A 22,144-nucleotide genomic window follows, 5' to 3' on the forward strand; every position below is an offset into this window, starting at 1 on the left:
ACCGCTTATGTATTAGATATATCTAATACATAAGCGGTATTTTGTAATTGTAATTCTTAAATTTTAAATGGTCTTAATATATTTCTACCTCTCTATTATCTTTATCAACAAAAAATTTCTTAGTTTCACAGTCAAAATACTTAACTAAAAGTTCTTCTAACTCATTCATAGCTTTTATTACTTTTACCTTATTCTTGGATTCAAATCCATCTATAGGGAAAAATATGTTTTTACTATCCTCAGTTATACTTCCTTTAGCGCTTTGTCTCCATATCCATCTACGAGTTCTTATTCTATCTCTATCAGAGTATACTAATTCCCCAGCTTCAACATCTTCTACTTCATTACTTCCAAGTGGAATAAATGTATCTCCTTCTTTTGAAAACCTAATGACTATTTCATCTTTTAAATCATCCATATCATGTGCCCCCATAGGCAATATATATTTTAAAGATAAAGAATTCACTAAATTAACTACTGGATTTATAAATGGTAGCTTACTTCCTTTTGATACCCTCTTTGCCATGGCTTCTATGGAACTCATATACTTATTAGGATTAATTCCTAAGTCTTTAAATGCATTTCTATATGGAATTATACTCTCATATTCCTTTATGTTATATCCATTAAGCCTTATTTTTAAGTTATCCATTTCATTCCTTAAAATTTTTTCAATATCACAATTCTCTCCCCTATTATCCACATCATATGCTACTACTCCCCCAAAGCAGGCATCATGAATTTTATCAAATACATCCTTATGAACTTTAAATTTCACAGCAAATCCCCCTAGTTTGTTAATTTTTAAATATAATAACATAAATTTTACCAAATTAATATAATTAAAGATATTCTATCTTGTTAATTCAAAATCATATAGAATAAACAAGTCTTTATTTATAAAGATTTTTAATGTAGACTTTTTTTGAAATTCGTAACAAAATTATACTTATCACCAATTTAAACACGAATATAAATTCCTACTGATTATAAAAAAAATAGATTGATATCAATTAAATTGATATCAATCTATTTTTTATAAATCTTTTTTCATAAGTATAGTATATTTTAATTCTCTATAATTACTAGCTTCTTTAAACCCTCTTTTTTTATGGAATTCTATAGTTTTAGGATATTTTAAAGATTCTATATATATTTCGTTTTTTCCTATACTTCTAAGAAAATCCTCACGTAAATCACATATCTGTTGAGCATATCCAAGTCCTCTGTAGTCATGCCTTATATGAAGAGTTTTAGCAAAATAGAGTCCATCTTGTTTTACTACCATTCCACACCCTATTATTTCATTTTCTTCATTAGTCAAATAAACTAGATAAGATCTTTCTATTAAATTTTCCATAGATTCTATGTTTTTATTTTTACTTAAATTTTCAATCTCATCTTTTGAGTAAGTATTGCTTTTATTTTCATGTATCATATTAGAGTTTACTAAATCAGCTATTTTAGAACTCAATTCATTTTTATTATAAGTTTCACATAACGAATTAAAATTATTTATCTCATGTACTTTTATCATATTAATTCTCCTCGAATACAATAATCTTAATTGTATATTCCAAATCTTATTTTTAAATACTTAAATATTTCCTTAGCTACATTTATATCACAGCATGATTCTATTCCTCTAAACCCAGGAGATGAATTTATTTCACATATCTTATAGTGATCACCATCAAATAATAAATCCACCCCTGCTATCTCAAGCCCTGTAATTTTACACGCTTCTGTAGATAACCATTCTATTTCTGGAGTCAATTGATATTCTTTTACAGTTCCTCCATCTGAAAAATTAGACTTAAAACCGTCAGATGGAGCTGTTCTTTCCATACATGCAATAGCTCGTCCTCCAACTATTAAAACTCTCAAATCTCTTCCATAACTATCTTTTACAAATTCTTGAATTATTATATTCAACTTAGAATTAGTTATCTCTATTAATTGCATTAAATCTTTAAAAGAAGATTTTGTGTTAGTTAAAAATACACCTTTACCTTGAGTCCCTGATAACGTTTTTATAACAGCTGGAAATCCTATATTTTTCTCTATTAAATCTATATTTATTGGAAACTTAGCCAACATAGTTTTTGGAAAAGGAAAATTATTTTCAGCTAATATCTGTTGTGTATATAACTTATCCTTTACTATCTCTATAGGATGAGATGAATTTATACATGGTACACCAAGCCTCTCCAAATGCCTAATAACCGCCAAAGCAAAATATGTTGTTCCGGCTCCCATTCTTGGAAGTACAAAATCTGGTAATGTTGTTATCTCTCCATCAATCAATATACTCTTCCTATTTTGGCTAGTTACAACCAAGTCTATTTGCTCGGGTTTTAATACTCTAAGCTCAATTCCTTCAGCTTCAGCCTCCTCAATAAATCTATTTACTTCATTTCTTTCTGAAACAATTTCTGTTTCATTCTCACTGTAAATAATCCAGCCTTTCATCGATCTTCTCCTCTATATGCTAATATAGCAAACTCAGTTGAAATAAGCTTTAAAATACACACTTATACTACAGAATGCTCGCTATACATATTATATACAACAAAATGATTTTTATCTATATAATATTTTTAGAAATATTGGACTTTTTTATAAAAAAATAGATATTAATAATTTTATATGCATATTTCTTATACTTTATTATCTAAGCCTTTACCTTAGAATAGAAGTTAACAACTAGATGGTGGGAATCCCCTTCTATATATTATATTCTTCTGATCCGATCCCAACAGTTTGAAAAAAAGGCAAAAAGCTGTTTCCTTTCCATTCAAGAGATGTTTGAACATATCCTAGTGTATCTGCATTAAAAGTTCCAGCTATACTCTGCTCTGCATATAATCCATATACTCCATCTCTATTAAAATCTATTGGATATAATCCTCCAAGAGGATTTACCCATCCACTAATGCTCTCTTTTAAAGTTCCATCTTCATTGTATATCTTAGATAAATACTCATCTCCCCTGTCTTCAATATTTATTATATATCTCTCTTGATCACTTTCTTCTATAACTTCCACATTATAATTGTTCATATAATTTACTTCATATGGGTTATCCTTATAAAATTCTTCAGAATCAAACATCAATTTGGGTTTATTTTTTAAGAATGAATAAATATAATAAAAAGCATATCCACCACTGCCTCCAGAAGCTATAGCTACAAAAATATTATCTACTCCATCACCTGTAAAATCTCCTAAAAATATAGTTGGATTATAACCTGCATTTTCTTTAAGAGGAATTGTATATTGTTTCCCAGTTCTGGGATCTACTATCTTGATTCTTATATTAACTGTAAACAAACTTTTATCTGCATCAGCTTTATCTCCTATAAGATATACATAGTCAACTCCTTTGTCTCCATTAACATCTCCTTTTTTTAAATCTAATATATAGCTTTTATTATTCCTTATCATAGGTTGCTGAAAAAACATAGGATTGAAATACATTATATACCCCCTTAAACATTTCACTTCATTCATATAATATTCACAATACTTAATTAGGTTTACAATAAGAAATGTATCTTAAAACGTAAATTTTACCAAATCAATATAACATAAAAAATATAATTTAGTTAAAATAAAAAATCTTCTTTAAAATATTTTATAAGAATATAATTTCATACCTATAAAAAAAACATGAGAAAATTAATAAATTAATTCTCTCATGGCTTTTATTGTCTATATTTTAAATACAGAAATATTATCCGTTAATTTCATAGCTAAAATATTCATATTATCTGCAAGCTTAGCTACTTCTACTACAGCCATAGATTGCTGTTGCATAGAAGCACTTACTTCTTCAGTTGATGCCGCATTTTCTTCTGATATAGCAGATATATTCTGTATAGACTCAACTATCAGATCTTTATCCTCATTTATATTGTTTACAAAAGTCCCCATACAATTTATTTTATAATTTATATCATTAACACATTCTAATATCGTTTCGAAAGAACTATTTACCTTATCTACTGATCCCATCTGTTCTTTAGACACATCTTTAACTTCATCCATAACCTCTACAGCATTTTTACTATCTTTTTGTATGATGTCTATTATATATTTTATATTGTCTGTGGCAATTCTTGATTCTTCTGCAAGCTTTCTTATTTCATCAGCCACAACTGCAAATCCTCTTCCATATTCACCTGCACGAGCTGCTTCTATAGATGCATTAAGAGCCAATAAATTTGTTTGTTCTGCTATTGATGTAATAGTATTTAATATTCCTTCTATATCGCTTGATTTTTTATTGAATTCAACTATAGCTTTTTCTATCTTATCATTTGCATGAATACTTTTGTGTGTATTATCTTTCAAATCATTTACAGCCTTTAACCCTTCTTTATTGGAGTTAATTACACTTACAGCTGATACAAGCATATCATCTGCATTGTTTTTTAACTCCTCAAATTTGATTGATAAATTATCAACTAAATCATATCCCTTTTCAGCTTCTTCAGATTGGAATGTAGCGCCTCTTGCTATTTCCTCAATAGTTGCTCCTACTTGCTCTGATGTTGCACTTGTTTCTTCAGCTATTGACGCTAAATTTTGAGATGAGCTTATAACTTCATCCGATGCATCTTTTACATCTTTGATTAAGCTCCCTAATGTATTTACAGTATCATTAAACATACTAGATACTTTTTCAAATTCATCTCCAGTTTTAGTTTTTAATTGTATAGTTAGATCTCCTTCTTTGATTCTTTGAGTAGTATATATAATATTTTTTATTTGATTATTTATATAATTAGAAAATATATAAGCTATAATTATAGCTATTATTAAAAAAGTCATTCCTACAATTAAAGTTCTATACATTATATCATTTGCTCTACTATATATTTCATCTGTAGATATAGTTCCAACAATAGTCCATCCATTTGACTTTATATAAGACAAGGCTGCAACTTTCGATTTTAATACTCCATTATCTTCATATTCATAAGATATCTTGTCCTTTTTTTTATCTATAGCTTCCCATAGTTCTTTTAAATTCAATTTACTTCCTATTATTTCTTTATTTTTATGTGTAATTACAAATTTATCAGAAGAAATTAATACTGGATATCCTTCATTTCCTATCTTCATGCTGTTTACCATATTAGATAAATTATTTAAATCTATATCTATTGCCATAACCCCTATAAATTCATTTTTTGTATTATATACAGGTGAAGAAATAGTTACAGCTAAATCATTAGTATTAGTATCTTTATATGGTTCAGTCCACGAAATAGAATTATTGTTTTTAGCTTTTATGTACCACGGTCTAGTCAAAGGATTAAACGTTTTCCCATTTTCTATATTTGGATACGAATACATTCTCTTATCCTCAAGTGCGAGGTACACTTCTTTAACATTTTTATGTGATTTTTTGAAATCTTCGAATATACTTATCAAAAACCCTTCTGCCTTTGGATCTTGCATAATATTTTTTGCATTTATATTATTGCTAATCATCCTTAAATTCTTATCAAAATCATCTATATAGGCATTTATAGCTGTTTGTATTCCATAAATAGTACTATTAGAAAGTTCATTTAAATCTTTATCTATTATATTTACAGTTCTTCTATATGCGCTAATACCTAATATTAATAATGGTATAGATATCAATATAACAAACATTCCTATTATTTTATATTTTATCCCCAGTTTCATATTTTTCCTCCCCATCTAAGCCCATTAGTAATTTATATTACACAAAAAGAGCAAAAATAAATTTTTGCTCTCTTTGTTGTTTAAGCCTTTACCTTAGAATAGAACTCAACAACTAGATGATCACTTACCTCTATAGGTATATTCTCTCTAGCAGGTATTTTTGTAAGCTTTCCACTAAAATTATTTTTATCTAATTCTATATAATCTAATTGAAAGCTATTAAAGTTATTGAAATTATCTACAAACATTTCATTTTTTCTAGATTTTTCTTTAAGAGTTATAACATCCCCTGGAACTACCTCATAAGAAGGTCTGTCCACTCTTTCACCATTAACTAGTATATGTCTATGAGTTACCATTTGTCTTGCTTGCCTGATAGATGATGCAAATCCCATTCTATATACAATATTATCAAGTCTACATTCTAACATTTGAGCTAATGCTGTACCTGTTAATTCAGGAGATTTAACAGCTTTTTTAACATATCTTAAAAACTGCTTTTCTAAAACCCCATAGTATGCTTTTAGTTTTTGCTTTTCATTAAGCTGTAATCCATAATCAGACATCTTCTTTTTTCTAACATTCTTATCTTCACGATTCATAGCTTTAGGATGTCCATATAAATTAACCCCAAATCTTCTACATAGTTTAAATCGTGGTCTTCTATCTTTTGCCATAACTTTCCCTCCATATATTTTTAATTATCTTTGCAGCCGCGATAATATTTGGTTTAACTTTCACAAAAACAGCCTCTCTTAGTGGTGCAGACCAAGAGAGACTGTTAGCCCAAGAGTGTAAATCAATGGCATCAATATACAGATAATGCGTATGTATCAATAATGTGCAGTTTTATTGATATCAATTTTCATTCGCAATTAGATTATACACTACTTATTTTTCATTGTAAATACTTTTTTTGAAATTCATTATCAATTATACTTTTGCTATAAAATATGAAACTTTTTCGTAGTCTATATTGTCTTACTTATATAATCTGTTGTTAGGAAAGGTGATAATATTGACTACTAGAAGGAATTTAACATTACTATGTTTACTTATATTTTTATCTACTATATTTTCTATTAATTTATATATCTCTAATGTAAATCTAAAAAATGAAATCATATCTAATTATTCTCATAAATTGAATATTACACAAGATACCTTGTTTGAAGTTATTACATTAATAGATGTATATGGAAATTTAAGAGGAAATTCTCTTATAAAATACAAATATATAATGAGTCACTTATATCTAAGTTTAGAAAATGATGATAATTTATCTAATATAGCAAATGATATATTAGATATAAATAAATATATGAATACAGCAAATATAGATTCAGGCTTATCTGATGATGCAATCAATAAAATTAAATCTACACATAAAAAAATACTATCTATTCAAAATAAAATAGATAGTAAATATAAATCAGATTCTGTTTTAAAAGATAATTATAGTTTCGTTAATTAGTACAGGTGTTTTTATAATTCAAATATATAAACAACTTTTTATATCATACTATTATATATTTATAAAATGGACAAATATTACCTAGGTGCTTTACTTAAAATGAAAGAAGTTTTTATTAAATCAAATTTGAAACCCGGTTCTTCTTTATTTCACAAGTAATCCATATAATAATAGGTAAAATCACTTGAAAGAATAGACCATAATACTTCCATACTTCATCAGTCCATTCCCAAAATTCCATTATATTATCAACTATAAAGCAAGATAAGTTAAGCATCGATAACGCAATAGGCATTACAATGAAGCGATAATCAACATATCCAAATATTTTAACAACTCCTTTGCATGCACCTAACAAATATATACTTATTTTAATAAATGCGCCTAATGAAAATATAGTGGTTATTATCACTTCTACTCTTTGTACAAAATTACCAATATCTATTCTTCCTGTAGTAAAATAGGAAGGATGATATACTATTGAAGCTTGGTTTATTCCTAAAACTAAAATATTAGTTACTGAAATAACAAATATTAATATTCCTCCAATTATTAAACCTACAGTATAAACTTTATACGGCGAGGTTTTTCTTTTAAAAGTAGAGAAAGCCATAGTAAATGGAAGTATTTGCGTAAACGGAAATAAAAATACTATAAAAGCCCCTTGCATAACAGGTTTTGCTCCATTATATAATGTAGGAGAAATATTATTCATATTAATATCAGGTATTAATAATAGTACAGAAACAAATAAAAAACCAATTACTATCAAAATAAAAAATTCCGACCACCTTCCTGTTAATTCAATTCCTTCTTTCACTGCCCAAATACATAAAATAATCATAATTGTATCTGGTATTACTAAAGGTGTATCATGTAATGTAACTATATTAACAAATTGACCGAAATTCCTTAAAACTTCACTTCCTGTCTCAAAGCAAAAAAAAGTAAATAACATTATAATTATTTTTCCAATAAACTTTCCAAAACAAATTTCAATAATATCAAATAAATCTTTCTGTGGAAAAATAACATGTAGTCTGCCAAATAAAATCACTACAGGTAGTGCCATAAATATTGATAAAATAACTGTTATCCATAAATCTTGTTTTGCATCTAAACCTGATGCCTGTATTGAAGATGTTCCTACTATAAATAAAATTATAAGAGCTATTCCTTGTTTATCAGAAATAATTTCCTTATTCACGATTTATTCCTCCGAATTATAGATAATCAATATCTAAACTTCTCAATATCATGTTTCAACTAAACATAAACTATTTTATATAGTATTCCTCAAATAAATAAATTTAACCTCCGAACTTTCTTTTTAAATACTCAGAATGTAAAGATAGTATACTAATAATATTATCTTGTTCAAAGACTCAAGATATAAAGTATAGTATACTAATAATATTATTTTCTTCAGATATAAAACACTGTGTAAAGCCTACATTAGAATAAATTTTAAAGGAGATGATTAATATGGATGATAAATTATCAAAGAAAGTTTTATTAGCTGATTTTTCTTTATTGGTTGTAGCTTTTATATGGGGTGGAGGATTTATTGCAGGTAAAATAGCTTTAGAATCTGTTACTCCATTTTATGTATTATCATTTAGATTTTTATTGTCTGGATTGATTATAAGTTTTATATTTTTTAAAAAGATTAAAAATATAAACAAAAGAACCTTAATATCAGGTCTATTATTAGGATGTTTATTATTCACAGGACAATCACTTCAAACAATAGGACTTAAGTATACAACTGCTGGAAAGCAATCATTTTTAGTAGCTACTTACACTATTTTCGTTCCATTTATATCATGGTATTTTAATAAGAAAAAGCCAACTATATACTCTGTTATATCAGGTCTATTAACAATTATAGGTATAGGTTTTTTGAGTCTTCAAGATACTTTTTATTTAAGTTTTGGAGATACGTTAACACTACTTTATGCTCTTGTATTTGCTATTCAAGTAGTTTTAATAGGTTTTTATGTTAAAGATATAGATCCTATCCCTTTGACTAGTATTCAATTAGTAGTAGCTGGAATTTTGTCTCTTATAAGTGCCTTATTATTTGAACCTAAATTAAATCACTTTAATACAAACACAATTCTTTCTATTTTGTATTTAATAATACTAAACACTACACTAGCTTTCTTAGTTCAAAATACAGCACAAAAATATACATCAGATACACATGCTTCTATTATAGTATCTCTTCAATCTCTATTTGGAAGTTTATTATCAGTGATTTTGTTAGGCGAAATCTTTACAAAAAATATGATTATAGGATGTATATTTATATCAATAGCAGTTATTATGTCTAAGTATGGAGATAAATTGTTTAATGTGAAACATATTTTATCGAAATTTCAAAATCCAAAGAATCAAATAGAATAATCAAAACTTCGTTTCACGCTAATACATGGCTTATGTAGCCAACTATCCTTACAAGCTCCGTTGGTTAAAAATAAAAAAAATAACGCTTATTAAATTTAATAAGCGTTATTTTTATAAGAAATTTATAATTTATTTTTCTATTATAAGTGCCATCTCTCTTAATATCTTGCATGCAACTGCATTTGAAACTCCACTTGTATCATACTGTGGTGCAAGTTCTACAATATCAGCACCAACTATATTTAGAGACTCCATAGTTTTTATAGCTTCCATCATTTCATTAAAAGTAATTCCTCCAGGTTCAGGAGTTCCTGTTCCCGAAAAGATAGATGGATCTAAAATATCTAAATCTATAGTTATATAAACAGGCTTATCTCCTATTGTTTTAACTGCTTCTTTAAGACCTTCACAAGAAAACTTAGTCAAATTAGTATGTTGTTTCGCCCATTCAAACTCTGCTTTTTCTCCAGATCTTATTCCGAATTGATATATTTTATTATCACCCATAAAATCCCAACATCTTTTTATTACTGATGCATGAGATAATGGCTCTCCTAAATAATCATCTCTAAGATCTGTGTGTGCATCAAAGTGAATTAAGTACATATCATTGTATTTTTCATATACAGCTTTTATACTTCCCAATGATACTAAATGCTCTCCTCCTATCATAATAGGAGTTTTGTCATCTTTTAATATATTTGATGTAAAGTCATATATTTCATCTAATACCTTTTGTGTATTTCCAAATGGAAATTCTAAGTCTCCTGCATCGAAGGCTTTAACATCTTCTAGATCTTTATCTAAGTAAGGACTGTATGTTTCAAGACCATATGATTCACTTCTCATTACATTAGAAGCAAATCTTGTTCCAGGTCTAAATGAAGTTGTTCCATCAAACGGACTTCCAAATAAGACTAACTTAGATTCTTCATATTCATTATCAAAGCCTAAAAAAGTAGATACATTCTTAAATAGATTCATCTTCCAACATCTCCTTAACGTATGTAGGAAGAGCGAATGCTCCTACGTGAATGTCTGTATTGTAGTATTTAGTCTTTATTCCAAGACTGTTCCATTTTTCTTTATCTAAATCTTTTATAGGATCTAATTGCTTTGATGCAAATCCAAATAACCAATGTCCAGATGGATATGTTGGCATATGATATTGGTATGCCTTTGCTATTGGAAATATATTTTTAATTTTTTTATGAGCTCTACTCATCTCTCTTGCATTCTCTGAGTAATATGGACTTTCATTTTGATTTATTAATATACCTTTTTCAGTTAAAGCATTATAACAATCAGTATAGAATTTTGTTGTAAAAAGACCTTCTCCAGGGCCTATTGGATCTGTAGAGTCTACTATTATCAAATCATATATATTCTCTTTACCCTCTACAAATTTAAGTCCGTCTTCAAAGTATAGATTAACTCTAGGATCATCTAATTTACATGCTGTTATAGGCAGATATTCTTTTGATGCTGTAACTACTAGTTCATCTATTTCAACCATATCTATTTTCTCTATACTTTTATATCTTGTAAGCTCTCTTACTGTTCCGCCATCCCCTGCTCCTATTACAAGAACGTTTTTGATATCTAAGTTGGTAGCCATAGCAACATGAGTTATCATATCATGATATATAAACTCATCTTTTTCTGTAACCATTACAAGTCCATCTATAGTAAGTAATCTCCCGAATTCATGTGTATCAAAAACATCTACTTGTTGAAATTCACTTTTTTCAGAAAAAAGGTGTTTTTTAACTTTCATTGAAAATTTCACATTATCTGTTTGATCTTCCGTATACCATAATTGCATTTTTTGCACCCCTTTATTTATCTCTACTTTTTTATTATAGTCTAATCTTATTATTCTGCGTCTGGTTTAAATTTAATCTCTTCGAATTTTTCTTTAGAGTTATGTCTTATTCTATCTACAAGTCCTCTTGCAACTTCCGATGCTTCACTTTTTTCTGCTTTAAGATTCTTCTCAAGGTAATCAAACGCCACCCAAGGATTTACAGAATCTCCACAAGTAAACAGATCAACAGATGCATATCCATATTCTGGCCAAGTGTGTATTGTCAGGTGAGACTCTTGAATTATAACGGCTCCACTAACTCCCCATGGATTGAACATATGAAAACAGCTAGTAACTACAGTCGCATTTGACTCTTTAGCTGCCTCAACCATATACTTCTCAATTAAAGCATGATTATTTAAAATTTCCTTATCACAATCATAATACTCAACTAAAATATGTCTCCCTAATTGTTCTATTTTCATATCCATGTCTCCTTTTCATTTAAGATTTTAGAATTTATGAATCCCGTTTACTATTTGTAAACTCTAAGTTTATTTTTGTTTTAAAAGTTTCTTATTTGTAAACTTGAAATTGATTTATATTATGGTTTACTATTTGTAAACTTAAAATTGATTTATAGTAAATACATTATCTACTATACTATTTTTTTTGAGTTTGTCAATAATTTTTCAAAAACTTTTTATTTTTATGAAAAACCTAAAAGTTGTAAAATATTAATAGTTTAAGACTGTAGATGAGGACTCAACAGGTTCCTAATTAGGTTAGCAACAAAACATAATAAAAAAATTCAGTTAAAATAAAAACTCTATCTGAATTAAGTTTAACTTTATATTTGAGAAAAATAACTCACTGATTAGTATAACCATAAAAAAACAGAGTACGCATTTAAATGCATACTCTGTTTTTTAGTTATATTCCTAAAACCTTTATATTTTCAACATATGGATCCTCAGTATCAGTCATCATACCATGTTGATTTTTAATGAATTTTATATATTCTATAATTTCGCTACTTATTCTTTCTCCAGGTGTTATTATAGGGATTCCAGGTGGGTATGCCATTATAGATTCTCCACTTACTTCACCTTCTGAATCTTCAAGCTTTATTATTTTTTTTCTAGCATAAAAAGCATCTCTTGGCGATACTACGATTTGTGGATTATGCAGTACGACTTTATCAAAATCAACTCTACCTTTTCCATGCTTAAAGCTAATTTCCTTAAGAGCATCTACAAGTTTGTCTAAAGAAAAACTATCATCTCCAACACTTATAATTGCTAATATATTATATACATCACCCAGTTCAACTTGTATATTATACTCATCTCGAAGGACATCATAGACTTCAAAACCAGTCATGCCAATACCTTTAACACATACACCAAGCTTAGTCTCATCAAAATTATATACTCCATCTTGCCCTATCAATTCATTACCAAAAGCATATAATCCTTCAATTTCATTTATTTCATCTCTAGCTTTTCTTGAAATTTCTAACACTCTTGTAAATACTTCTTCTCCTTGAGTCGCAAGCATTTTTCTCGCAACATCAAGACTAGACATCAACAAATATGACGCACTAGTAGTTTGAGTTAAATTTAATATAGTTTTAACTCTATTTTTATCTATAATTCCGTCATTTAACAACAACGCAGAACTTTGAGTTAATGATCCTCCTGTTTTGTGTATACTAACAGCAGACATATCAGCTCCTAGCTCCATAGCTGCTACTGGAAGTTCTTCATGGAATCTAAAATGAGCTCCATGAGCTTCATCAACTATAACTGCTATATTTTTTTCATGCGATATTTCAATTATTCTTTTTAAATTTGATGTAGCACCATAATAAGTTGGATTTATTATAAATACAGCCTTAACATCAGGATTTTCTTCAATAGCTTCTTCAATACTCTCAACTGAAACTCCCATTGCTATTCCAAGCTCATCATTAGTCTGTGGCTGAACATATACAGGTATACCTCCACTTAGTATAAGCCCATTTATAGCAGATTTATGAGCATTTCTAGGAATTATAATTTTATCTCCAGGACTGCATACACTCATTATCATAGCTTGAACTCCAGACGATGTTCCATTAACTAAAAAAAATGCATGGTCTGCACAATAAGCTTTAGCCATAAGTTCTTGTGATTCCTTTATAACCCCTACAGGATTGCTTATATTATCTAAACATTTCATAGAATTCACATCAACCTGCAAAACTTTTTCCCCTATATAATTCGAAAGTTCAGGTAACCCTTTTCCATGCTTATGTCCTGGCACATCAAATGGAATTACATTCCTTTGTTGGTACTCTTTTAAAGCATCAAATAATGGAGTTGCATTTTGATTTTTTATCATTTTCAACCACCTTTTTCGAAAAATTAGCACTAATGCTTATAATAAATGATATATTACTATCTAATCTTTATTTTTGTCAACAAGATATTTTTTTCGCATATTCTATACCCTTCATCTATAATAGTTCCTGTTTATAATATCTTGTCTTTTTTCATTCCATATTATTTATGCAATATTCATTTATATAAATTTCATTTTCTTATTTATTTAATATTAATTTCTTATTAAAACATTATATAGTTTTCTCCTAAATATATGTATCTATATATATTCTAACCTGTATTAATTTCCATTTATATACTATGAATTAAAACCTCTTATTTATGCTTTTATATGTAATTCCGTGAAAAACATTTTATCCGAAAGCTAAGAACTCTAAAAAATCCCTCTTCTTTAAATATGAGAACTCTACATCATCTGGATTAGTTGAACTTAATTCAGTTAAAGTAAAAACTCCATATTAATTAAGTTTCACTTTATTATTAAATAATCGTATTCTCTGAAATTATATAGATCAAATATCATAAATTATAATTCATCCAAAATCAGCTTTAATCGAACGAAAATGCAACCCACCATATGATAAGTTGCATTTTTGTTTGATTTTATATTTTATTTCTATTTTTTTAAATTATTCTATAACAAACTCTTGTGGACCCATAGCGCCAGGTGCTATTTCATATTTATCAAATACAATTACTACTTTTCCATCTTCATTTATATAAAAATTAGGCGTTTCTTTTATTCCATTGAATCCCATTTCCCCTTCAAAGAAACTATTATTTTCGTCTTTTTTTCTTTCTTCTATTTGAGCATATATACTCTTATCTATTATTTTTTTATAATCTTTTCCTAATATATCCTCTATCTTTATATTTTTATTATTTCTAATATTAATATTATAGTAATAAGTTTGTGAATATGAATAAGATGATGATTCATATTGGTATAAAGTAAAAGATATCATATTATCATTAACTGACTTAAGATCATAGTCTACTTTAACTTTTGTCTTTCTGTCTTTAAACTCTTCTTCAGTTCCTCCAGTCTCTATAAATGCCTGCTTATCTTCTAGAGCTCTTTGTTCTGCTTCTTTTATTGTAGCTTTCATTTTTTCATATATTTCATCATTTATTTTTTGCTCTAACTTTTTATCTGATAACCCCTCAACCTTAGGTATTTTAATTTCTGCATCTACTACATCACTATGAATCTCATAATCTTTAAACGTCAATAATTTAGCTATGCTGCCTATTATAGGAACCTCACTCATACTTTGAGCAAAAGATTGATTCATATTTAAAGTGGCTACAAACATCCCTGAAAATATAATAAAAACAGATGCTGCTAATGCAAGATTTCTTGTATAAGACGGTCTTTTTATACTATTTCTCTCATAATTCTTTATAGTAGAGTTTACTAGTTCCTCTAGTTCATTCGGTATTTGTATAGAATCATACTCTCGTTTTAAATCCTTAAATTTATTATCCATATTTACACCCCTTCTCCCATAATTATTTTAAGCTTATCTAAAGCAGTATATAATCTAGATTTAACAGTACTTATATTGCAGTCTATAGTTTTAGCTATATCTTCTATTTTCATATCTTCAAAGTACCTTAATACTACTATTGTTTTTTGATTTTCATCCAGTTTTTCTATAGCTTCACGTAAGTCTATATTTCTATCTAAATTATCTTCTTCACATTCAGATTTGTCATTCATTTCATCTATAAGTAATATCCTCTTATTCTTTCTTATATGGTTTATACTAGTGTTTATTATTATTCTGTACAACCAAGCTTTTATGTTCTCAGATTTTTTTAATGTATTGATTGATGACAATGCTTTGTATATTGACTCCTGTACTATATCTAATGCCTCTTGTTGATCCTTTACATAAGTGTATGCAAATCTGTATAAACTCTCTTGGTTATCAGTTATATATTTTACAAGTTCATCATAGTTCTTATTTTTACGTCTTATCATAACCCTATTCCTCTCTATATTTTTTATATACTATTTTTTATTACTATACTTAGACGATTCATAACATAAAAAAGTTTGAATTTATTTATATATATTTAATTTTTTCATTTTTTTATTATTACTATACTTAGACGTTTAGTTATATAAAAAAGTTTGAATCCATATAAATTTCACTTTTATTTAGTATATAATGGTAAATAAGATTTAATTTAATCAAAGGAGGAAGATCAATTGATTATAAGAGATGTATCTATTGAAGATTTAGATTCTATAAGTTCTATAGAAGCAGATTGTTTTCCTAAAGCAGAAGCTGCTGCTAAAGAAGTTTTTAAAGAAAGGATATCTGTATTCCCAGAAGGATTTTTAGCTGGTGAAATAGATGGAAAAATAATAGGATTTATAAACGGGGGATTAACTGATTCAAATAGTATAAAAGATGAGTTCTTCGAGTCTATGGATTTTCATAATCCAAATGGTAAAAATATGGTCATATTCGGATTAGATGTTCATCCTAATCATCAGAAAAAGGGATATGCTACAGAATTGATGAATCAATTTATCTCGATATGTAGAGATAAAAATATATCTAATATAATCCTAACGTGTAAAGAACATTTAATTAAGTATTATGAACAATTCGGATATGTAAACGAAGATGTTTCAGAGTCTGTTCACGGTGGAGCTAAGTGGTATGATATGACTTTAAAATTATAGTGATCTGTAAACAGATCACTATAATTTTATACCAAAACTGAAAAATTTAGATTTAATTTCAATTTATTTTAAGACTAGTTCAACAGGGCAATGATCAGATCCCATAATTTCTGTGTGTATATCAGCTGAAATCAATCTGTCCTCTAATTCTTTTGATGTTATGAAGTAATCTATACGCCAACCAGCATTGTTTTTTCTAGCATTAAATCTATAACTCCACCAAGAGTATACCCCTTCTTTATCAGGATTAAAATGTCTATAGGTATCTATAAAACCAGAATCTAATAGATTAGTCATTTTCTCTCTTTCTTCATCTGAAAAACCTGCATTTTTTCTATTCGTCTTAGGATTTTTAAGGTCTATTTCTTTGTGAGCTACATTTAAATCTCCACAAACTACAACAGGCTTTGATTTTTCTAGATTTTTAAGATAGTCTCTAAAATCATTTTCCCAATTCATTCTATAATCAAGTCTTGCAAGTTTTGTTTGAGAATTAGGAGTATATACTGTTATAACATAATAATCTTCAAGCTCTATAGTTATAACGCGCCCTTCTTTATCATGTTCCTCTATTCCTATCCCATATTGTACTGATATAGGCTTAAACTTCGTGAATATCGCTGTACCAGAGTAACCTTTTTTCTCAGCATAATTAAAGTACTGTTCATATCCTTCAAGCTCAAGATCTATCTGACCTTCTTGTAGCTTTATTTCTTGTAAACAAAATATATCAGCATCTATTTCTTCAAAAAACTCCATAAAATTCTTTTTAACTATAGCCCTTAAGCCATTCACATTCCAAGATATAAGCTTCATAATAATCTCCTTTACTAAACATTGTTTTTAATTATATATAGATTATACCAAATATTATTGTGTCTAAAACAAATCACTATTATTTTTATTTAATTGTTTTTTGTACTTTATTATCAATAGTTAGCAGGTTCATATTCTTTATGTATCATTTGGATAAATGTTGTATTCAAAGTATCGTTGGATTCACGGTATTTTTATAGATAGTTTTTTATAACCCACAAAAAAAGCACTATATCTTTTAAAGATATAGTGCTTCTTATTATTTATTAATAATCACTCTTATCGTTTCAATTGCAATTGATGCTTCTAAGACTATCAATATATAAGCATATGTGTTTAATTCTTTCATATAAGGCATATAGAATGCTGTAACTAAAACAATACTATATACAGCAAACATAATTATACTTCTCTTACAATTACAGTTAAGCCTTCTCTTACATATCAATAATACTCCTATAAACAAAACTACTAATATTATAGAATGAACCATCATTGAATCTTGAGTATATACTTTAGCTAAATACTCCATTTTCTTGAAATATAAATGCTTCATAACACCAGCTTTATATCCTGATAAATACTCTAGAACTAATAGAGCTATAAATCCTATACACTCAATTCCATATAATATGATATTAACGAATTTATTTTTCAAACTTTTTCACCTACTTTTTAGGCTCTCCTGTTTCAGTTGGATTACTAGAATCATTACTCCATCCAATCCATCCATCACTAAATATAGATATATCTTCAAGTCCAACAACATCAGAGTAAGTATAAATCTCAGCAACTCTCCATCCACTACCACACATGAATGATAAGTGCTTAGTTGTATCTATGCCTTGTTTTTTCCAAAGATCAAGGAACTCATTTGCATTTCTCATAGTCTTATCTATATTTCTAAAATAATCTAATGAATAAGAATCTGTTTTTCCTGCATATCCAAATACTGATCCAGGTACTCTGCCCATTTTATCATGGTATGAATATCCACTTGACTTACCTATATACTCATCCCAAGTACGATTATCCACTAATGTGAATTTATCAGGCGTTTTTAATCCTTCTTTAGTTTCTTCCATTGTATCTATAACATCTGGATTCCCAGGTATAACTCCACCAAAATCTTCAACTGGTGTCGCTTTATTACTTGTAGTTTCTAATTCATAACCTGCCATAGTCCAAGCCATTGTTCCACCATTTAAAACTCTTACATCATTAACTCCTATATATCTAAGTACTGTAGCTACTCTATATGAAGACATAGGCTCTTCTCCTGTAACTATTACAGTATCATCTTTTGTAAATCCATATTTAAGAGCAACACTTTTAAGTGTTTCATCATCAGCTAACATCCACATCATTGGAGGTTCTACTGCTGGAGGTTCAATTTCATCTGTATTTATATGGAATGAAGTAGGAATATGTCCCTTAGCATAAGAAGTTTTTTCTTCTCCCCAGCTTGCTTCAACAATTTTTATATTCTTAGCGTTCTCAAAACTTTCTGGTTTCTTTCCATCAATAACATCTTTTGTAATTGATGCTGGTACAATTAATTGATAGTTTTTATATTTTTCCATTGGCAATTTATCATCATCTGCCCATTTGTTAACATCATATAGGTATAAATTATTAAATCCTTTTTCCTTTAAATACTCAGCCACTTCTTTAGAGTCTTTTCCATTTGCATCGTATAATACGATATTTTTGTCTTTTGTTATTCCCTTTGTTTCAAGTGCTTCATTTAAAACTTCTTCTTTATTAACCTTTTTTTCATCAACTTCAACATTTAACCAGTTAGCAGAAAAATCTACAGCACCTTTAATTCTTCCGCCTCTACTAATGCCATCTAATTTCCATCCATTAAATGCATCATTTAAACGTGTATCTACAACTACCCATGATTCATCTTTAAGTGCATCCTCAACTTTTTGAGTATCAGCAATATTATATTCTGATTTAGAATCATTATTTGCTTCTTGCTTTTTATCATCATTTGAACATCCTGCAAGACCAAATATAACCATCATTAAAGATAGTGTTATTATAAGTGCTTTTTTCATGCTAGCTCCAACTCCTCTGATTGTTTTTGGGACTAGTATATCATTATATGTCGTTTAGTGTAAATCATTATAGATTTTTTCTATACTCATATATTTTATATAAATTTTTTTTATCACAATTAAGTATTTATCTATTATTTATTGGATTTTATGGTATAAAATGAATCTTTATCTGGTCTAATAATTTAATACATTGTTTTGTTGTGAAATGTAATCATTCATTTCCTCTAAAGATTTAGTTATAAATTCATATACTAGATATTTAGGTTCTATCAGATCAATCACCTTACTTATTCCTTTATCTAGAAAAGGCTTATGTTGATCAATATTTCGGATATGATAAAAGATTTTCTTAAAATCATTAAAATCTACTGAAAAATCCTTATGAGAATTTTTTTGTAACTGATCTATTACATAAGAGCCTGATAATGAACTATTTAAATGGATCCCTTGAATATGATCTTTTAATGATCCTAAATTTTCTATCGTTCTTAATATATATTTCACTGCTTCATTCTCATTTTTAAGATAATAATTTGTATTCATGAGATGAGCTGTATCCATCATAAATCCTTTATTTGGGTATTTAATATCTGTCATTAGTTTTTCCATAACTTTACTATCTTTTAATGTTAAACCTGGCCACCATAAATTTTCTAATAATAACGTTAGACCTCCTTTGTACCCTTCAAATATCTCGTTTAGAAGTTCAATTGCACAGTCTAATACCTCTGAATCTGTATATGTAAACTTATAGTTAAAACAGTGTTTTAATTCTACATGACTCACATGAAAAACCAGATATTTAGCTCCTGTTTTTGCTGCATTCTCAATATCAATTTTATACTTTGCAACCATATCATCTCTAGTTTTAGCATTATAATATTTATAGATATTATCCTGATTTTTAAATTGATTAATTAATTTTTCATGATTTCCTCTCCAAAAATCAATCCAAGTAGGATAATGTCTCATATGTACTCCCTTGACCATAGAAGCAGGAATCATACTTTCTTTCCATTCATTATATTGTAATAATTCAAATCCATCTAATTTATTTTTTCTTAGAAATAATTCCATGTTTTTGCTGTTTTGTTCAAACCTATCTAAGTCTTCTTTGAATGTAGATATATTAATAATCTTTTCCATTATTATCAGCTTCTCTCATTTTAAAATTTTCAGATAGTTCTATGTATTCCTGACCCCATAATTATACTATATACTTTTTATTTTGGAAATTTTTTCAATACATAAAAAAAGACACTCTTATTTTTGAGTGTCTTTTACGAACTAATTTGTTTCACTTGATTGTATTTTACAACTGTTCTTTGTCATTAAGTTTTTATACACAACATTACCTAAGACTCCGCCTGCAACTAAAAATACTAAGAAAATCCATCCAGATAATGAGAAGTTAGCAATTGGTGTATAAAGTGCTCCTACATTACAACCATTTGAAAATCTTGTTCCAATTCCCATTGTAATACCACCTAAAGCATATATTAATACTTCTTTGAAGCTAATAGATAGTCCTTCTTTAAATGTTTTAGTAAGACTTCCAGCTAGAAGTAATGCAATAAGTGTTCCTAATATAATACCAAAGTTTTGTACGTTGATTTGATGTTCGAAAAATGGCATTGTAAATATTTCTACTGGTTTGTGTGAGAAAGCTGATACACTTTCAGGAGAAACTCCTAATAATATAAGTAATTTACCAAACCAGAATCCATAAGGCGTAGATGCTCCCCATCCTGCCTTAGTTACACCCATTAAAAGTATAGATATACTTCCAATTACAACTGCACCCATACCAAGTGTCCATGGTCTTACAAATAATTTTTCATAAGTATTATTGCTAAATAATTTAAAAGGCTCTTTGTCTTCATAAATTTTCTCTTGAGCAAATTCTGAATCTACTCCTATGTACGTATTTTGTGCTTTTCTTTTATCTTCATATACTTTAGAAATCCAAATTACTATCATTGCAAAAACAACAGTTAAGATACTTGCTCCTAAATATCCACCTAATCCATCGCCTTTAAATAAGTCTGGTAAAAATACACCATTTGAGAAAGTTTCAGTTGATGCGATTGTATCAGTAATCCAAGGAGCAGTACTTTGAAGCGGGAATCCTAAATATACCCCCATTCCAAAGAATATAAGTGTTATACCAGCACGTGGTAGACCTGTTACTACATCAGTAAGAACTCCCGATGCACAACAACTAGAAAATGCCATACCAAATCCAAATAGTATACCTCCTAATATAAGTCCTAAGTTAATAGGATTAACCCATAGGTCATATTGAGTTGCATCCTGACCTATAAAAAAACAAACATTCACTATTGCTGTTCCAACAAACAGAACCATTAATGCTCTCATTAATTTTGTAGAACCCGTTCTATAAGTTCTATTTACACTACCTGCAAATCCAAAATTTGCTCTTGTAAGTGCATATCCTAGACCTACACCTGCAATTAGTCTAAAGAATAATATTGAACTGCTAAGTTTTAATTTTCCTAATATTAAAATCGCAATAAGTGATATAAATCCAATAATATATTCAGTATTTTTTTTCACAAATATTACCTCCGTAATGTTCTTATAGTGCTAAATTTATCTATTTATAGGGGCAAAATGCCCCCTATTTTTTACTTTATAGAAAATTATACTTCCAATTATGATGATATTGATAAGACAACTACACTTTCAACTATTTTTGAGCAACGGAGCCCGCAGGGATCGTTGGCGACATGAATCAGTGCGTAGCGACTAGACGAA

21 protein-coding genes are annotated in these 22,144 nt (G+C 28.2%); 3 read left to right on the forward strand and 18 right to left on the reverse strand.

Annotated features, from left to right (window positions below; genetic code table 11):
- Positions 1-73: 73 nt before the first annotated feature.
- From P4S50_RS17685 to rpsD, 6 genes are all read right to left on the reverse strand, one after another.
- Entirely contained in the window at positions 74-778 is a 705-nt protein-coding gene (locus P4S50_RS17685; RefSeq protein WP_277732142.1) for a B3/B4 domain-containing protein, read from the reverse strand.
- A gap of 258 nt (positions 779-1,036) precedes the next feature.
- Positions 1,037-1,537 carry a GNAT family N-acetyltransferase gene (locus tag P4S50_RS17690; RefSeq protein WP_277732143.1) on the reverse strand — a complete coding sequence of 167 codons (501 nt, stop codon included), beginning with the start codon at positions 1,535-1,537 and terminating at the stop codon, positions 1,037-1,039.
- 26 nt (positions 1,538-1,563) lie between these two features.
- On the reverse strand, positions 1,564-2,472 hold the full coding sequence (locus P4S50_RS17695) for an ATP-grasp domain-containing protein (RefSeq protein ID WP_277732144.1): 909 nt from the start codon (positions 2,470-2,472) through the stop codon (positions 1,564-1,566).
- A 255-nt stretch (positions 2,473-2,727) separates the two neighbouring features.
- A complete protein-coding gene (locus tag P4S50_RS17700; protein ID WP_277732145.1) occupies positions 2,728-3,480 on the reverse strand; it encodes a VCBS repeat-containing protein in 753 nt (250 codons plus the stop codon).
- A gap of 234 nt (positions 3,481-3,714) precedes the next feature.
- Positions 3,715-5,703: a methyl-accepting chemotaxis protein gene (locus P4S50_RS17705; RefSeq protein WP_277732146.1), complete on the reverse strand. Its 1,989-nt coding sequence runs from the start codon at positions 5,701-5,703 to the stop codon at positions 3,715-3,717.
- 80 nt (positions 5,704-5,783) lie between these two features.
- Complete coding sequence (gene rpsD, locus P4S50_RS17710; protein ID WP_277732148.1) at positions 5,784-6,380, reverse strand: 30S ribosomal protein S4; 597 nt, start codon at positions 6,378-6,380, stop codon at positions 5,784-5,786.
- A 341-nt stretch (positions 6,381-6,721) separates the two neighbouring features.
- On the opposite strand from rpsD, the gene P4S50_RS17715 reads away from it, so the two are divergent.
- Positions 6,722-7,177: a hypothetical protein gene (locus P4S50_RS17715; RefSeq protein WP_277732150.1), complete on the forward strand. Its 456-nt coding sequence runs from the start codon at positions 6,722-6,724 to the stop codon at positions 7,175-7,177.
- A 115-nt stretch (positions 7,178-7,292) separates the two neighbouring features.
- Here P4S50_RS17715 and P4S50_RS17720 read toward each other — a convergent pair whose 3' ends face one another.
- Positions 7,293-8,384: a GerAB/ArcD/ProY family transporter gene (locus tag P4S50_RS17720; RefSeq protein WP_277732151.1), complete on the reverse strand. Its 1,092-nt coding sequence runs from the start codon at positions 8,382-8,384 to the stop codon at positions 7,293-7,295.
- A gap of 278 nt (positions 8,385-8,662) precedes the next feature.
- Between P4S50_RS17720 and P4S50_RS17725 the strand changes: the two genes are divergently transcribed.
- Positions 8,663-9,586: a DMT family transporter gene (locus P4S50_RS17725; protein ID WP_277732152.1), complete on the forward strand. Its 924-nt coding sequence runs from the start codon at positions 8,663-8,665 to the stop codon at positions 9,584-9,586.
- A gap of 129 nt (positions 9,587-9,715) precedes the next feature.
- Here the strand turns inward: P4S50_RS17725 and speB are convergent, their stop codons facing one another.
- From speB to P4S50_RS17755, 6 genes are all read right to left on the reverse strand, one after another.
- On the reverse strand, positions 9,716-10,570 hold the full coding sequence (gene speB, locus P4S50_RS17730; protein ID WP_277732153.1) for an agmatinase: 855 nt from the start codon (positions 10,568-10,570) through the stop codon (positions 9,716-9,718).
- A complete protein-coding gene (gene speE, locus P4S50_RS17735; protein WP_277732154.1) occupies positions 10,557-11,411 on the reverse strand; it encodes a polyamine aminopropyltransferase in 855 nt (284 codons plus the stop codon). Before speE ends, speB begins: the two co-directional genes overlap by 14 nt.
- 50 nt (positions 11,412-11,461) lie before the next feature.
- Positions 11,462-11,878 carry an adenosylmethionine decarboxylase gene (gene speD / locus P4S50_RS17740; RefSeq protein WP_331489655.1) on the reverse strand — a complete coding sequence of 139 codons (417 nt, stop codon included), beginning with the start codon at positions 11,876-11,878 and terminating at the stop codon, positions 11,462-11,464.
- Positions 11,879-12,326: 448 nt separating this feature from the next.
- Positions 12,327-13,778, reverse strand: a complete 1,452-nt coding sequence (locus P4S50_RS17745) for an aminotransferase class I/II-fold pyridoxal phosphate-dependent enzyme (protein WP_277732155.1) — start codon at positions 13,776-13,778, stop codon at positions 12,327-12,329.
- 631 nt (positions 13,779-14,409) lie between these two features.
- Positions 14,410-15,270: a DUF3298 and DUF4163 domain-containing protein gene (locus P4S50_RS17750; RefSeq protein ID WP_277732156.1), complete on the reverse strand. Its 861-nt coding sequence runs from the start codon at positions 15,268-15,270 to the stop codon at positions 14,410-14,412.
- A 2-nt stretch (positions 15,271-15,272) separates the two neighbouring features.
- Positions 15,273-15,767 carry an RNA polymerase sigma factor gene (locus tag P4S50_RS17755; protein ID WP_277732157.1) on the reverse strand — a complete coding sequence of 165 codons (495 nt, stop codon included), beginning with the start codon at positions 15,765-15,767 and terminating at the stop codon, positions 15,273-15,275.
- 231 nt (positions 15,768-15,998) lie between these two features.
- Here P4S50_RS17755 and P4S50_RS17760 point away from each other — a divergent pair, with 231 nt between their 5' ends.
- Complete coding sequence (locus P4S50_RS17760) at positions 15,999-16,481, forward strand: GNAT family N-acetyltransferase (RefSeq protein WP_277732158.1); 483 nt, start codon at positions 15,999-16,001, stop codon at positions 16,479-16,481.
- A 63-nt stretch (positions 16,482-16,544) separates the two neighbouring features.
- On the opposite strand, the gene P4S50_RS17765 is transcribed toward P4S50_RS17760, so the two are convergent.
- From P4S50_RS17765 to P4S50_RS17785, 5 genes are all read right to left on the reverse strand, one after another.
- Positions 16,545-17,297, reverse strand: a complete 753-nt coding sequence (locus tag P4S50_RS17765) for an exodeoxyribonuclease III (RefSeq protein ID WP_277732159.1) — start codon at positions 17,295-17,297, stop codon at positions 16,545-16,547.
- 259 nt (positions 17,298-17,556) lie between these two features.
- Entirely contained in the window at positions 17,557-17,955 is a 399-nt protein-coding gene (locus P4S50_RS17770; RefSeq protein WP_277732160.1) for a hypothetical protein, read from the reverse strand.
- Positions 17,956-17,965: 10 nt separating this feature from the next.
- Positions 17,966-19,363: a sulfurtransferase gene (locus tag P4S50_RS17775; protein WP_277732161.1), complete on the reverse strand. Its 1,398-nt coding sequence runs from the start codon at positions 19,361-19,363 to the stop codon at positions 17,966-17,968.
- A 177-nt stretch (positions 19,364-19,540) separates the two neighbouring features.
- On the reverse strand, positions 19,541-20,512 hold the full coding sequence (locus P4S50_RS17780; RefSeq protein WP_277732162.1) for a TIM barrel protein: 972 nt from the start codon (positions 20,510-20,512) through the stop codon (positions 19,541-19,543).
- A 141-nt stretch (positions 20,513-20,653) separates the two neighbouring features.
- Positions 20,654-21,943, reverse strand: a complete 1,290-nt coding sequence (locus P4S50_RS17785) for a YeeE/YedE family protein (RefSeq protein WP_277732163.1) — start codon at positions 21,941-21,943, stop codon at positions 20,654-20,656.
- Between the last annotated feature and the right edge of the window lie 201 nt (positions 21,944-22,144).

Origin of the sequence: Tepidibacter hydrothermalis (genome assembly GCF_029542625.1) — a bacterium.
Lineage (GTDB): Bacteria > Bacillota > Clostridia > Peptostreptococcales > Peptostreptococcaceae > Tepidibacter_A > Tepidibacter_A hydrothermalis.